This is a genomic window from Microtetraspora sp. NBRC 13810, from assembly GCF_030268685.1.
Classification (GTDB): domain Bacteria; phylum Actinomycetota; class Actinomycetes; order Streptosporangiales; family Streptosporangiaceae; genus BSRQ01.
Genome location: NZ_BSRQ01000008.1, coordinates 196,252 through 210,529 on the forward strand (window position 1 = coordinate 196,252; position 14,278 = coordinate 210,529).

Annotated in this window: 12 protein-coding genes; 8 read left to right on the forward strand and 4 right to left on the reverse strand. The window is 73.5% G+C overall.

Going from position 1 to position 14,278, the window contains the following annotated elements:
* Positions 1–298 precede the first annotated feature (298 nt).
* From hutI to holA, 7 genes are all read left to right on the forward strand, one after another.
* Positions 299–1,507 carry an imidazolonepropionase gene (gene hutI, locus QSK26_RS18205; RefSeq protein WP_285776356.1) on the forward strand — a complete coding sequence of 403 codons (1,209 nt, stop codon included), beginning with the start codon at positions 299–301 and terminating at the stop codon, positions 1,505–1,507.
* 122 nt (positions 1,508–1,629) lie between these two features.
* Positions 1,630–2,220: a class I SAM-dependent methyltransferase gene (locus QSK26_RS18210; protein WP_285776357.1), complete on the forward strand. Its 591-nt coding sequence runs from the start codon at positions 1,630–1,632 to the stop codon at positions 2,218–2,220.
* A 148-nt stretch (positions 2,221–2,368) separates the two neighbouring features.
* Entirely contained in the window at positions 2,369–3,124 is a 756-nt protein-coding gene (locus tag QSK26_RS18215; RefSeq protein ID WP_285776358.1) for a ComEA family DNA-binding protein, read from the forward strand.
* A gap of 383 nt (positions 3,125–3,507) precedes the next feature.
* Entirely contained in the window at positions 3,508–5,877 is a 2,370-nt protein-coding gene (locus QSK26_RS18220) for a ComEC/Rec2 family competence protein (RefSeq protein ID WP_285776359.1), read from the forward strand.
* 47 nt (positions 5,878–5,924) lie between these two features.
* Complete coding sequence (locus tag QSK26_RS18225; RefSeq protein WP_285776360.1) at positions 5,925–6,371, forward strand: MarR family winged helix-turn-helix transcriptional regulator; 447 nt, start codon at positions 5,925–5,927, stop codon at positions 6,369–6,371.
* A 1-nt stretch (position 6,372) separates the two neighbouring features.
* Entirely contained in the window at positions 6,373–6,717 is a 345-nt protein-coding gene (locus tag QSK26_RS18230) for an ester cyclase (protein WP_285776361.1), read from the forward strand.
* A gap of 56 nt (positions 6,718–6,773) precedes the next feature.
* On the forward strand, positions 6,774–7,748 hold the full coding sequence (holA, locus tag QSK26_RS18235; RefSeq protein WP_285776362.1) for a DNA polymerase III subunit delta: 975 nt from the start codon (positions 6,774–6,776) through the stop codon (positions 7,746–7,748).
* 130 nt (positions 7,749–7,878) lie between these two features.
* On the opposite strand, the gene QSK26_RS18240 is transcribed toward holA, so the two are convergent.
* Entirely contained in the window at positions 7,879–8,403 is a 525-nt protein-coding gene (locus QSK26_RS18240) for a winged helix-turn-helix transcriptional regulator (RefSeq protein ID WP_285776363.1), read from the reverse strand.
* 129 nt (positions 8,404–8,532) lie between these two features.
* Between QSK26_RS18240 and QSK26_RS18245 the strand changes: the two genes are divergently transcribed.
* A complete protein-coding gene (locus tag QSK26_RS18245; RefSeq protein WP_285776364.1) occupies positions 8,533–9,270 on the forward strand; it encodes a class I SAM-dependent methyltransferase in 738 nt (245 codons plus the stop codon).
* Positions 9,271–9,300: 30 nt separating this feature from the next.
* Here QSK26_RS18245 and QSK26_RS18250 read toward each other — a convergent pair whose 3' ends face one another.
* The 3 genes from QSK26_RS18250 to QSK26_RS18260 all read right to left on the reverse strand — a co-directional run bounded on the left by QSK26_RS18250 (position 9,301) and on the right by QSK26_RS18260 (position 14,198).
* Positions 9,301–10,026 (reverse strand): ABC transporter ATP-binding protein, encoded by a 726-nt coding sequence (locus QSK26_RS18250; RefSeq protein WP_285776365.1) that lies wholly within the window; start codon positions 10,024–10,026, stop codon positions 9,301–9,303.
* Positions 10,027–10,560: 534 nt separating this feature from the next.
* Positions 10,561–11,499 (reverse strand): ABC transporter ATP-binding protein, encoded by a 939-nt coding sequence (locus QSK26_RS18255; RefSeq protein WP_285776366.1) that lies wholly within the window; start codon positions 11,497–11,499, stop codon positions 10,561–10,563.
* A 5-nt stretch (positions 11,500–11,504) separates the two neighbouring features.
* Positions 11,505–14,198 (reverse strand): FtsX-like permease family protein, encoded by a 2,694-nt coding sequence (locus QSK26_RS18260; protein ID WP_285776367.1) that lies wholly within the window; start codon positions 14,196–14,198, stop codon positions 11,505–11,507.
* Positions 14,199–14,278: the final 80 nt, after the last annotated feature.

The window sequence follows — 14,278 nt, forward strand, 5'->3', positions numbered from 1 at the left end:
GTGATATGCCCTGAGGTGCGCGAACGGCTTGGCGAGGAGGACGGGAAGGCCGATCTGCCGGCCTGGGCGCCCGGCGAGAGACCGACGTTCTTCCCCAATACCCCTGTACAGCAAGCCGACCTGTGAAATAACGTAACTGAACTGAAATCGCCAGATCATGATCTCGGCGATACGGTCACCGCACAACACTTGCGGATGAGAAGCAGGAGACCCCCGATGTCGTCCGGACTGCCAGCGGACCCCGTGGGCGCCAGCGCCCGCGCGAGCCTGGCCTGCTCTCCCCGGGACCGGTGATGCGATGACCGTGCGGCTGCTGACCAACATCGGCCGGCTGTGGACCGGCAACGACGTGTGCAGCAACGCGGCGATCCTCGTGCACAACGATCGGATCGCGTGGGTGGGCCGTGCGGCCGACCTGCCGCAGAGCGTCCCCGGTGTCGTCGACGACATCGTCGACGTGGATCATGTGGAGAACCTCGGCGGCGCGCTCGTCACGCCCGGCCTGATCGACGCCCATACCCATCCGGTCTACGCCGGCAACCGCTACGCCGAGATGGCCATGCGCACCGGCGGCTCCTCGCCCAGCGCGATCACCGCGGCCGGCGGCGGCATCGGCTCGACCGTGACCGTCACCCGCGGCACCGACCCGTGGACCCTGTGCAACGGCGTCCGCGAGCGCCTGCGCGAATGGCTGCTGAGCGGCACCACCACCGTCGAGGCCAAGACCGGCTACCACCTCACCCGCGACGGCGAGCTCGCCGACATCCGCCTGCTGCGCGAGCTCGAGAAAGAGCCGATGATGCCGCGGGTGCACGTGACCTTCCTGGCCGCGCACGTCGTGCCGCCCGAGTACTTCGGCCGTCAGCGCGACTACGTGGAGGCGGTCGGCTCCTGGTGCGGCGACGCCGCGGCGGCCGGCGCCGACAGCGTCGACGTCTACTGCGACGAGGGTCACTTCACCACCGAGGAGGCCCGCTGGGTGCTCTCCTCCGGGCGCAACGTCGGCCTGCTGCCGCGCATCCACGCCGGCGCCCACAGCCGCCGCGGCGCCGTACAGCTCGCCGCCGAGCTGGGCTGCGCCTCCGCCGACCTGCTGCACCACGTCTCCGACGAGGACATCGCGGTCCTGTCCCGGTACGGCGTGCCCGCGGTCGTCTGCCCCAGCACCGCGCTGCAGGACGACAACCTGCCGCCGGTCCGCCGCATGATCAGCCAGGGCGTGCCGATCGCGCTCGGCAGCGACCACAACCCCGGCCACTGCGGCATCACCTCGATGTCCCTGGTGATCAGCCTCGCCGTCGCCGCCTTCGGCATGAGCGTGGGCGACGCCCTGCGTGCCGCCACCCTGGGCGGCGCGACCGTGCTGCGCGCCCCCGACCGCGGCGTGCTCGCCCCCGGCCGCCTCGCCGACATCGTCCAGTGGGACGCCGACCACGAGGGCGCCTTCGCCTGGGCGTTCGGTCTCAAGCCCCGCCGCGTCTGGAGCGGCGGCGTCCCGGTTCAGTGAGTCCGGGGCATATCGGCGGAAGATGTCGCTCGCTGTTCATTCCGGCGAGGTGCCCCTGATCGGCGGCCCGTTGGCATCATGAGCCCCGGTAGCCGGACCACGACCTGGGAGCATGTGCCGTGATGCCGACTGGCGGCGATACCTCGCTGCTGCGCGAGTTCCTGCGGGCCCCGTTGCTGACCGCCACCGTGGCGCCGAGCTCGCGGTGGCTCGCCGACCAGATGGTCGTGCCGATCCCCGAGAGCGGCCAGCCGACCGTGGTGGAGCTGGGACCGGGCACCGGAGCCTTCACCCGTGGCATCCAGGAGCGCCTGGGCGGGCGCGGCCACCACCTGGCCATCGAACTCAACCCGCGTCTCGCCGGGCCGCTCAGCCGCCGCTTCCCCGGCGTCGAGGTCGTGCACGCGGACGCGGCCCGGCTGCCGGAGCTGCTGGCCGAGCGCGGCCTGTCCGCCGATCTCGTGGTCAGCGGCCTCCCCTGGGTGGCCTACCAGCCGAACGGGAAGCGGCCGCTGCTGCCCCTGGTGGCCGGGTCGCTGTCCGGCCACGGGGTCTTCACGCAGTTCGCCTACTGCTGGACCCGGTGGGCTCCGCCCGCGCAGCGGTATCTGCTCGACCTGCGCAGGACCTTCGAGGAGGTCGTGCTGAGCCGCACGGTGTGGCTCAACCTGCCGCCCGCCCTGGTGTACTTCGCCCGCCGCCCCCGGGGATAGCGCCGTCCCCGGGGCGTTCTCGGGTCGTCCCCGGGGCGTCCACGGGTCGTTCTCGGGGCGTTCTCGGGTCGTTCTCGGGGATAGCGTGCTGTCCACAGAACGGCGTTCGGGGCGTTCGGGGGGATCGCCGCCGCCATAGCCTGCGCGCGTGCGAACCGACCAGCGGGCCGACGAGCGCGCGACAGCCGAGGCGAGGCTGCGCGCGCTGCGCGGGCACCCGTCTCCAGCGCGCCCCTTCGAGGAGGACGACCGGCCCGGCGGCCGTGCCCTGGCGCCCCCGGGGTCCCGGCCGTCCCTGGCGGGGTTGCGCCGCCTGGTCGCCGACGCGGATCCCGGCGGGCCGCGGCTGAAGGTCCTCGTCGCGATCGGGGTGCTGGCGGCCGCGGTGGGCGGGCTCTACGCCTGGCGCGCCCAGCCGGTCGCCGAGCCGCTGCCTCCGCCGCCGGCCGCCCCGCCCGTCGTCGCCCGGCCCTCGGCCTCCCCCTCTCCGGAGGTCACCGTGCACGTGGCGGGGAAGGTCCGGCGGCCCGGCGTGGTCACCTTGCCCGGCGGGGCCAGGGTCAAGGACGCGATCGCGGCGGCCGGCGGCGCGAAGAAGGCCGCGGCGACCGGCACGCTCAACCTGGCCCGCCGGCTGATCGACGGCGAGCAGATCGTCGTCGGCGCCCCGGGTGGCGGTTCTCCTCCGCCCCTGGCCGACCCCATGACCGGCGCCGTGGTGGACCTCAACACCGCGACCGTCGAGCAACTGGACCTGCTCCCCGGCGTCGGAGAGGTCCTCGCCCGCCGCATCCTCGACTACCGCGAGGCCAACGGCGGCTTCCGCAGCGTGGAGCAGCTCAACGACGTCTCCGGCATCGGCGACAGCAAATACGCCGACATCAAAGACAAGGTCCGGGTGTGACCGCCGGAGCGGGCCGGGCGTCCCCCGTGGAGGGAGGGCCCCTCGGTCACGCGCCGCATCTCCTGCCGCCCGCGCTGGCAGCGTGGGGGAGCGCCCTGGTGCTGCTCGGCTGCTCCGCGGCCACCGGGGCGGTCGTGGCGGGACTCTGCGCGCTGGGAGCGGGCGCGCTCCTGGCGTCCGAGCGGCTCGGCGGGCGGCGGGGAGCCTCGGGGCCGCCTGGCGGGGGAGCGCCGTCGCGGCCCGGTGGGAGGGCGTCGAGGCGTCCGGGCGCGCCGCCGGGCCGGGGGACTTGGAGGCGATTGGGCGCGCTGTCGGGTCTGGGGGTTTCGAGGCGGCTGGGTGGGCTGTCGGGCCTGGGGGCTTTGAGGGGGTGCGGACCGGGCGTGGGCGGCGGGTGGCTGCGGGTGGGCGCTGCGGTGCTGGCGTGCGCGGCGGCCGCGGCCGCGTCGGTGGCGTTCCGGGTGCACGCCGTCGGCACCGGGCCGGTCGCCGACGCGGCGCGCGCCAACCGGCCGGTGAGCGCCGAGATCGTGCTCACCGGCGATCCACGGGTGCTGCCGCCGAAGGGCACCGGGTTCCGCGGGGAGAGCGTGGTCGCCGACGCCAGGATCGAGGCGCTGGAGACCGCCGGGGCGAGGTACGCGGTGCGCGCCCCGGTGCTCGTGTTCGCCTCGGGAGGCGCCTGGCGGGGGCTGCTGCCCAGCCAGCGTCTCAAGGTGAGCGGACGGCTGGCCCCGGCTGAGGAGGGCGAGCTGCTCGCCGGAGTGCTGCTCGTGCGCGGCACACCGGAGACGCTCACCCTGCCCAGCGCGATCCAGCGGGCGGCGGGCGTGCTCCGCGCCGGGCTGCGCTCGGCGTCCGACGTGCTGCCGCCGGACCAGCGCGGGCTGCTCCCCGGCCTCGTCGTCGGCGACGTCTCCCGGATGGACGAGCACGTCAGGGCCGACTTCCGCACCGCGGGCCTGGCGCATTTGACCGCGGTCAGCGGCACCAATCTGTCGATCGTCGCGGGCGCCGCCCTGGCGCTCGGCCGCCTCGGCGGGATGCCGCTGGCCGTCAGGGCCGCGCTCGCGGCGGTCGCGATGGTCGCCTTCGCCGTCGTCGCGAGGCCCTCGCCGAGCGTGCTGCGGGCGCTGTTCATGGGCCTGGTCGCGGCGGTCGCGCTCGGCACCGGCCGCTCCAGGGACGGCGTGGCGGCCCTGTCGGTCACGGTGCTCGGGCTGGTCCTCTTCGATCCCGCCCTGGCCCGTTCGTACGGCTTCGCCCTGTCCGTATGCGCCACCGGCGGGATCCTGCTGCTGGCGCCGCGCTGGCGGGACCGGATGGCCGTGCGGCTGCCCCGCTGGCTGGCCGAGGTCATCACCATCCCGCTCGCCGCTCAGGCGGCCGTCACGCCGGTGCTGGTGCTGCTGGCCGGGCAGCTCTCGCCGGTGGCGGTCCCAGCCAACCTGCTCGCGGGTCCCGCCGTCGCCCCCGCGACCCTGCTGGGCTTCGCCGCCACGCTGCTCGCCCCGGTCCACCTGGAGGCGGCCCGGCTCCTCGTCCGCCCGGCCGGGCTCGCCACCGGGTGGATCATCTGGGTGGCATCGCGAGCCGCCGCACAACCGGCGGCGTCCGTGCCTTGGCCCGGCGGCCTGGCGGGCCTGGCCCTGCTCGCCGTGGCGGTCGCGCTCCTGGTCGCCGTGCTGCGCCATCCCGTCGGCCGCCGCCTCGGTCCGGCCCTGGCCTGCGGGGCCCTCGTGGCCGTCTTCGCCCTCGGCCCGGCGGTCTCGTCGTGGCCGCCCGGCCGCTGGCTGCTCGTCGCCTGCGACGTCGGGCAGGGCGACGCGCTCGTGGTCGCCGCCGGTCCGGGCCGGGGCGTCGTGGTGGACGCCGGGGCCGATCCCTTGCTGGTGGACCGCTGCCTGCGCGACCTCGGCGTCCAGGAGATCCCGCTGCTCATCCTCACCCATCCGCATGCCGACCATGTGGGAGGGCTGGCGGGCGTCCTACGCGGCCGAACCGTCCACGCGGCGGCCGTCGGCCACCCCGCCCCCGGCACCCCGGAGGGGAACCTGCCCGCTTCCGGCACCACAGACCCGAGCCTGCCCGCTTCCGGCACCACAGACCCGAGCCTGCCCGTTTCCGGCACCACAGACCCGAGCCTGCCCGTTTCCGGCACCACAGACCCGAGCCTGTCCGCTTCCGGTATGGCGAGCGGGAGCCTGCCCGCTTCCGGCACTGCGGAGGGGAGGCTGTACGCGGACCTCGCCAGGCGCGGCGTGCCAGTGACCCCGGTGACGGCGGGTACCCGCTGGCGCTTCGGTCCCTCCGACATCACGGTCCTGGCCCCGTACGGCGACGCCGTGCCCGCCGGAGCCGGGGAGGGCGCCCAGGCGAACAACGGGAGCGTCGTCGTGCACGTGCGCTGGGCGTCCGGTTCGGCGCTCCTGAGCGGCGACATCGAGACCGAGACCCAGGCGGAGCTGGTGCGCCGCGGCGTCCCCCGGGTCGACGTCCTCAAGGTGCCGCACCACGGCGCGGCCCGGCAGGATCCCGCCTTCCTGGCGGCCACCGGGGCCCGCGCGGCACTGATCAGCGTCGGAGCCGGCAACGACTACGGCCACCCCGCCCCCGTCACGCTCGCCCGGCTCGGCCTCCAGGGCACCCGGATCCACCGCACCGACCTGCTGGGCGACATCGCCGTCGTCGACGAGGGCGACGGGCTCGCGATCCTCACCCGCGGAACGGTCCATGATCTGGCCAACTCTTGATTTGCTCAATAGTTAGTGATATCAACTATCAGCCGTTGGGAGGATATGTGGAGACCTCGGAGGACAGGTTCTTCGCCGGGCTGGGCTCCGGGTACGCGAAGATCCGTCAGGCGTTCGCGCGGCACGTGGGGATGAGCGGGCCGCGTCTCATGGTGCTGATGCGGCTGTGGCGGACGGGCGAGACCAGTCACAGCGAGCTGCGGCGCCTCCTGGCGCTGGACGGGGCGAGCGTGACCCGCCTCGTCAAGGAGTTCGAGGCCGAGGGGATGCTCACCCGGCGCGTCGACCCGGGCGACAACCGCTACACGCTGGCCCGTCTCACGCCCGTCGGCGAGCGGGTGGCCGCCGACCTCGCCCGCAGGCACCAGGACTACCAGGTACGGCTCCTCGACGGCGTCACCCCCGAAGAGCGGGAGGCCGTGCTGCGCGCGCTGGAGCGGCTGAGCTCCAATGCGGACCGCATCGCCGCCGAAACACAGGAAGGGAACGGTTGAGATGACGGAGGATCCGAAGGCCGTGGGTCACCGCATGTACGAGGCGTTCAACGCCCGCGACCTCGCGGCCCTGGAGACGATCCTGTCGCCGGGATTCGTCAGCCACCCGCTCGGCACCACCGGCGTCGAGGCCGTGACCGGCGCCTGGGCCAAGCTCTTCGCCGCCTTCCCCGGCATCCGGGTCACCGTTCAGGACATGCTCGCCGACGGCGACAGGGCCGCCGTGCGGACGACCCTCCACGGGACTGCGGCGGCCACCGGAGAGCCGCCCACCATGCTGGAGATCTTCCGCGTGCGCGAGGGGCGCATCGCCGAGCTGTGGGGCGTGAGCACCCTGGGACGCTGAGCCGGGCCCGTCGGTCGGGTTCACGGTCCGGGGGGTCGGCGTGGCATGCTCTGCGCATGGCGACGACACCCGCACCCGTGACCCTGGTGATCGGCGACGAGGAGCTGCTCGCGGAGCGGGCCGCGAACGCGGTGGTGGCCGCCGCGCGGGAGGCCGAGCCCGGCACGGAGGCCCACGACCTGAGCGGTTCCAAGGTCGAGCACGGAGAGCTGACCAGACTGGCCTCGCCCTCGCTCTTCGGCGATAGATCCGTGGTGGTGATCAGGTCGGCCCAGGACCTCACGAAGGACGTGATCGCCGAGGTCGTCGCCTACGCCGCCCGCCCGTCCGAGGACATATGGCTGGTCCTCCTCCATCCCGGAGGCGTCAAGGGCAAGGCCCTGGTGGACGGGGTGAAGAAGGCCGGCGCGCACGTCGTCACCGTGTCCAAGATGACCAAGCCGGGGGAGCGGCTCGACTTCATCAAGACGGAGATCAAGCGGGCCGGCCGTACGATCGCGCCGGACGCGGCGCAGGCCCTGCTCGACGCGGTCGGGAGCGACCTGCGCGAGCTGGCCGCGGCGTGCGGCCAGCTCGTCTTCGACACGCCCACCGACAAGAAGGGCATCGGCGCGGCGGATGTCGCGCGATACCACCGCGGCCGCGCCGAGGTCAGCGGTTTCACCGTGGCCGACGCCGCCGTCGAAGGCCGCCTGGCCGACGCGCTGGAGCAACTACGGTGGGCGCTGTCCACAGGCGTGGCCCCGGTGCTCCTGGTCAGCGCGCTTGCGGGCGGGCTGAGGTCGCTCGCGAAGGTGGGCGGGGCCCCCAGAAACGTACGCGGCGGTCAGCTCGCCGGTCAGCTCGGCATGCCGCCCTGGAAGGTCGACCGGGTGAAACGCCAGCTCAACGGCTGGGGCCCGACGGGCATCGCGCGCGCCATCCAGGCCGTCGCCGTCGCCGACGAACAGGTCAAGGGCGGCGGCGCCGACCCCGCCTACGCCCTGGAACACGCCGTCCAAACCATCGTGGCCAGCCGCACCGGCCGCTGACCCCCACCTGTCATCGCTCACGCCCTGTAACAGGCCGTCTAGACCATCGTGGCCAGCCGCACCGGCCGCTGACCCCCACCCGTCATCGCCCACGACCGGCCGCGGCGGTGTTCGGCGTGCTCGGGGTCGTTCACGCCGATGCGGAGGGTCTCCTCTGGTGGCGGGAGGCGATGAGCGGGCCGAGGACGTGGGTGCCGGGGCCGATGCGACCGCCGGGGCCGGGGAGCTGGGTGGTGTTGTCCACGGTGAGGGGACCGCCGCAGTGGGCGCAGGTGGCCACGGGCGTGGTGTCCTGATCGCAGGTCAGATGATGGATCCGGGCGGGCGGCCCGGCCGGGCCCGCGTACCAGCGGTCGCCCCAGTTCATCAGGGCGAGGAGCACGGGGTAGAGCTCCTTGCCTTTTTCCGTCGCCTGGTAGTGCTCGCGGGGCGGGTGCTCCTGGTACCGCTCGCGGGCGAGAACGCCCTCCTCGACCAGCCGGGCCAGCCGTGCCGCCAGGATCTTGCGCGAAATCCCGAGATCGTTGGCCAGGTCGTCGAACCGGGTGATCCCGCACAACACGTCACGCATGATCAACGCGGTCCACGCGTCCCCGAACAGATCGGTGGCGCGGGCGATCGAGCAGGCCACGTCCGCGAGCGAGGTTCTGGTCACCCGTCGATTGTATCCAGGTTCCCTGAGGGAACTTCTTGCATGTTAGGTTCCCTGAGGAAACTCCAAACGGAGGAGGGGACGATGGCGGTCACCCCGCATATCGAACTGGACTCACGGTTACCGGGTGCAGTGGACGGACGGCAGATCAGGGCCGTCGCCTTCCAGGACGTACGGATCGAGTACGTGACGGGTGTGTTGCGGCGGCTCGGCCTGGACGCGACCGGGCGGCGGGCCCTGGTGGTGGGAAGCGGTCGCGGTCTGCTGGCCGCGGGCCTGGCCCGGCTGGGCTTCGACGTCGTCGCCGTGGACCCGTCCGCCACGGCCACCGCGCTGGCCCGCGAGGCGAACGAGCGCGAGTACCCCGGCATCGTGTACGAGACCGCGCCCGCCGAGGCCCCGGGCTTCGACGACGAATCGTTCGACGTCGCCTATTACGCCGACACCTTCGAGATCACCCCGGCCCTCGGCCGCGTGGTCAAGCAGGCCGGCCGGGTCCTCAAGCCCGGCGGCCTGCTCCTCTACGACACCGTCAACAGGACCGTGGTGTCCCGCCTGATCTACCTCGGCGCGTTCCAGGCGCTGCCCATGACCCGCATCATGCCGGCCGGACGCTACGCCGCCGCACGGCTGCGCCCGCCGGCCGAACTCGCGGCCGAGCTCAACCGGCACGGTCTCCGCAACGAGGACATCTGCGGCTTCAAGCCCGACGACCCGCGCAACCTCGTCAAGGCCGCCATCGCCCGCCGCCGCGGCGAGATCACCGACGAGCAGATCCCCCCGATGGTCAGCTTCGAACTAGCCCCCAACGCCAGCCCCCAGGTCACCTACTTCGGCTACGCCCTCAAGACCACCCCCACCCACCCCTGAACTCCCTCAGCACGACCACATCCCACGTCCTCAACGTGCGCCCTGGGCGGTTGTCTGCTGGGGGCTGTCCAGAGTGGAGGAGGGGGTGAGGGTGCCGTCGTGGATGTGCAGGACCTGGTCGGCGAGGGTGATCAGGGTGGGGTCGTGGGTGGCCACCAGGGCGGTCAGGCCATCGTTGTGGACCAGGGTGCGGATCAGTTGCATGATCTGGCGGCCGGTCTGGGAGTCGAGTTGGCCGGTGGGCTCGTCGGCGATGAGCAGGCGGGGGCGGTTGGCGAGGGCGCGGGCGATGGCGACCCGCTGCCGTTGCCCGCCGGACAGCTCGTACGGACGCTGAGCCGCCTGGCGGTCCAGGCCGACAAGAGACAGTAGTGTCCGCGCACGATCGTCGCGCTCGGCGGCGGGTACCCGGGCCAGCCGCATGGGGACCCCGACGTTCTCGGCCGCGGACAGCACCGGAATCAGGCCGAAGGACTGGAACACGAATCCCACAACGTCCCGGCGCAGCGCCAGCAGCCCGTCCTCGGGCAGCGCGGTGACCTCCTGCCCGGCCACGACGACCCGCCCGGCATCCGGCCGGTCCAGCCCGCCGATCTGGTTGAGCAGCGTGGTCTTCCCCGAACCCGAACGCCCGCGGATCGCGATCAGCTCACCCGGCCGCGCCTCGAACGAGACCTCCTTGAGCGCCACCACCTCCTTCGGCCCGGACCGGTAAACCTTCCGCAGCCCCTCAACGACAACCAACGGCTCACTCATAGCCCACCCCTCCGAACCCTCGCCACCCACATCACCGAACCCGCCACCCCCGCCGAACATGCGGCCTCCGCCAAACCAGCCGCGCCCGCCGATCGTGAGGCCTCCGCTGCGCCGGCCAGCTCGGCTGAGCGTGCGGGCTCTGCCGAAGCACTCACCCCTACCAAACCGGCCGCCCCCACAGAACATGCGGCCTCCGCCCAACCAGTCACCTCCGCCGAGCGTGAGGCCTCCGCCGCACTGGCCACCTCCGCTGGGCGTGAGGCCTCAGCGGAAGTACTCACCCCTGCCAAACCCGCCGCCCCCCGCCGACGTGCGGCTTCCGCCGAACCGGCCATCGCCGCCCAACCTGCGGCCTTGGTAGAACCTACGGACCTTGCAGGACGTGGGGCGCTTACAGAACTTGCGCCCCATGCAGTTCCAATCGCCCCAAACGAACCCAGCGCCCCAGCCGAATCCGCCCCCTCTACCGGACCGACAGCCCCTACCGAACCCGAGGCCATCATCGACCCAACGCCCCCATCGGCCCCGCCTGGCTCATCGTCCGTCCTCTGATGGCTCGTCGTTTGAGCCCTCCGGCCATACGCCGATGTGGTCGTGTTCCAGTTCCAGGCGGACCCGGCGCTCCATGTTGAGCGAGCTCATGAAGTCGCGTGGCAGTTGGAGGCGGCCCACCCGGTCCAGCACGGCGTACTCGCGTGCGACCGTTCCGCCGTCCTCGGACGTGCGGCGCAGGGTCTCGCTGCTGGTCCGGCCGTCGCGGATGCCGATGGTGCGGTCCACCCGCTCGGAGACCAGCTCGTCATGGGTGACGATCACGGCGGTGACCCCCAGCTCCCTGTTGGCCTTGCGCAACGCGGCGAAGACCTCCTCGGAGGACTCGCTGTCGAGCTCGCCCGTGGGCTCGTCGGCCAGGACGACCTCCGGCGAGTTGGCGAGCGCGACGGCGATGGCCACCCGCTGCTGCTCGCCGCCGGACATCTCCCCTGGGCGGCGGTCGGCGCAGTAGGACACCTCCAGCAACTCCAGCAGCTCGTCGGCCCGCGACCTCGGGGCGCGGTTGCCCGCCAGGCGCATGGGGAGCGACACGTTCTCCCGGGCCGTCAGGTAGGGGATCAGGTTGCGCGCGGTCTGCTGCCAGATGAAGCCGACAGTCTCCCTGCGGTAGCGGAGCCGGTCCTTGGCCGTCATGGAGAGCAGGTCGACCCCGGCCACCCGCGCCACGCCGGCCGTCGGCACGTCGAGCCCGGACAGCACGTTGAGCAGCGTCGACTTACCGGAACCGGACGCGCCCACCATGGCGATCAGCTCGCCCTTCTCGATGAGCAGGTCCAGTCCCTGGAGGGCGACCACCTCGACGCCCTCGGTCTTGAAGATCCGCACCAGGTTGTCGCACAGGATGTGCGCGCCCTCGCCGAAGACCGGCCTCTCGCGTACGGCCTGCGCCTCCAGCTCGGAGAGCGTCGGAGTGTCCATGTCCGTCAATCACCTACTCGCAGAACGGAGCCGAGGGATCGCCGCCGGGTGACGGCGGCGTGCGTGAACGCGCCGAGCACCGCCACCACCGTCAGGCCGGCGGCGAGCAGCGTCGGGGTGACGAGGTCGAGGGGATAGCCGCCCACGGCCACCTCGCCCGTGTAGACGCTCAGATCGATGCCGGGGCCGAGCAGCGCGGGCAGGCTCAGCCCGAGGAGCAGCCCCGCCAGCGACGGGAGCACGATCACCGGCGCGACCTCCAGCACGGTGACCGCCCGCGCCTGCCGCTCGGACAGCCCCAGGGTGCGCAGGTAGGACAGCGCCGTGCCGCGCTCCGCGCCGCCGATCACCAGCGCGACGCTCACCGCGGCGAGCGCGTAGCAGCCCAGCGCGGCGGTCACCACCAGCAGGGTCGTCCGGATCGCGCCGACCAGCGGGATGGCGGTGATCTCGGCCAGCTCGGCGTCGAACGTGGTGACCGTCGGCGGCGAGGGCAGGGCGAGCGCCGCCCGCAACCGCTCGGCGTCGAGCCCGGCCCCCTGGACGATCAGCATGTTGACCACCGTGCGGCTGCCCGCGCGCTCGTTGGCGTCGAGCGGGACGACGACGGTGTCCCGCAGCTCCCGGCCGAGGGCGGGCAGCGCCACGACGGTGCCCCGGGGCACCAGCGTGATCCTGGTCTGCCAGCCGATCTGCAACCGCTCGTTTCCGGCCAGGTCGGGGCTGACCAGGGCCGGGACCTGCGGAGCCGGGACGTCGGCCGGTGGGCCGGGCACGGCCAGCGGGGTGCCGGCCAGGGCCGAGCGGTAGGCGGCCAGGTCGACCGCCAGCGCTGTGCCGTACCTGCCGCCGCCGCCGATCTGGACCCTCCCGCGCGACGCGGGCACCACCGCCCGCACCCCCGGCACTTTCCGGACCCGCTCGATCGCCGCCTGCGGGATCTCCACCGCGCTCTCGACGCGCGCGTCCGCCCCGGCCCGTTGCCACGCCGCGTCGCGCTGGGTGGCGTCGAGGCCGCCGGAGACCACCGCCGCGAAGACCGACACGGTCAGCGCGGGCAGCAGGATCAGCACCGGCAGCGCCGACTGGACCCCGGCCCGCGCGGTGAGCGTGAGCCCCAGGAACGGCACCGCGCCGCGCCCCCGGGTGGCCAGCCGGGCGATCAGCCGCAGCGGATACGGGTACAGGCGCAGCGTGACCAGCGCGCAGGCCACCGTGAGGGCGACCGGTACCAGCATCAGGTAGGGATCGGTGCCCTGCTCGGAGACACCGGTGGTCAGACCGCGGGCGCGGAGCAGGTAAGCCCCGGCGAGCGCCAGGACGACGACGATGACCTCCAGCGTGACCCGGCGCGGCGAGGGACGGCGGGCCACGACGTCGGTGCGGCCGTCACGCAGAGGCCGGCGATGCTCGACGGCGATCCGCACGGCCGCGAACCCGGCCGCGGCCGCCACGATCGCGGGCGGCCCGGCGTAGACGACCGGGGTGGCGGCGCCGGGGACCAGGGCCGCCGCCGCGAAGCCGAGAAGCGCCGAGGGCGCGGCCACCAGGACGACCGGCCAGACGCCGGCCGCGACGACCTGGCGCAGCGAGCCGCCCCGGGCCCGCATCAGCCCGAGGGCCGGCCGCGCCCGCCCGGTCAGCAACTGGACGGCGAGCGCGATCACGCCCAGCGCCACTCCGGCGAGCCCGCCCAGGATGAGCAGCAGCAACGCCTCCGCGCTGCTCTGCCGCCGCAGATGGTCCGACAGCACGGTGTCCAGGCCGGTCCGCGCGGTGTAGGGCGGCGTCACCCCGGTGCGCCCGGCCGGGGAATCGGCGTCCGTGCGGTCGCCGGCGATCACGCCCTTGTAATCGGCGACCGCCCCGATCAGGCTTCGCGCGTTGCGTGCGGTCACCGCGCTCTGTCGCACGGGGAGGACCCAGAAGTACGACAGGTCGCGCTCGTAGCCCTTCAGGACGCTCAGGCTCCCGGCGTGGGTCAGGCCGGTGGCGTGCGTCTCGTCGCCGTCGCCGCCGGGGATCCGCTCGGCCACGACGTTCAGCACGTCGGAGTTGTGCAGCCAGAAGCCGTCGGCCGGGTCGACCGGCTCGAACAACCCGGTGATCCGGGCGGCGATGGTGTCGCTGTTGCCGAGGAGCAGCACGGTGCCCACCGGCGTGTCCAGCTTCCGGGCCGCCTCCCTGGTCAGGGCGAGGTCCACCCGGGGGATCTCGCGGAACTCCGGGCGGCCCGGCACGGTCAGGGTGCCTGGCGGGCCGGGCGGCGTCCCTTCGACGTAACGCACGCGGCGGTCGGCGCCGGACAGCCAGGCGACGTTGACGTACTGGTGGTTGCGGTAACCGGGGCCGACGCGGCCGCCCACGGGCGTGTCGTAGGTCTTGGCGCCGGCATGCGCGCGCGAGGCGGGGCCGCGGTCGGCCACCGCGGCCAGCTCGGCCGGCAGCAGCCGCTGCCACCGGGCGCTCCGCTCGGTGAAGTCCTCCTGCCGGGCAAGGTGCATCGCGTTGCTCGGCACCGTCACCAGCAGGTCGGTCTGGCTGACGGACGCCTCGGCCATCGAACGGTGCAACGCGTCGTCGTAGGCGGCCTGCATGGCCCGCGGCACGGCGGAGACGAGCAGGGCGGCGCTGAACACCAGCGCCGCGAGCACGGCGGAGGCCCCCCGGTGCGCCCGCACCAGCGTGAAAACGCTCACCGCCGCCTCCTCGGCGTGCAGACGCCCACCACACGCTCCCGCCTCCCACAACGGGCCTCCCACGTCTGGCAACCGCCGGC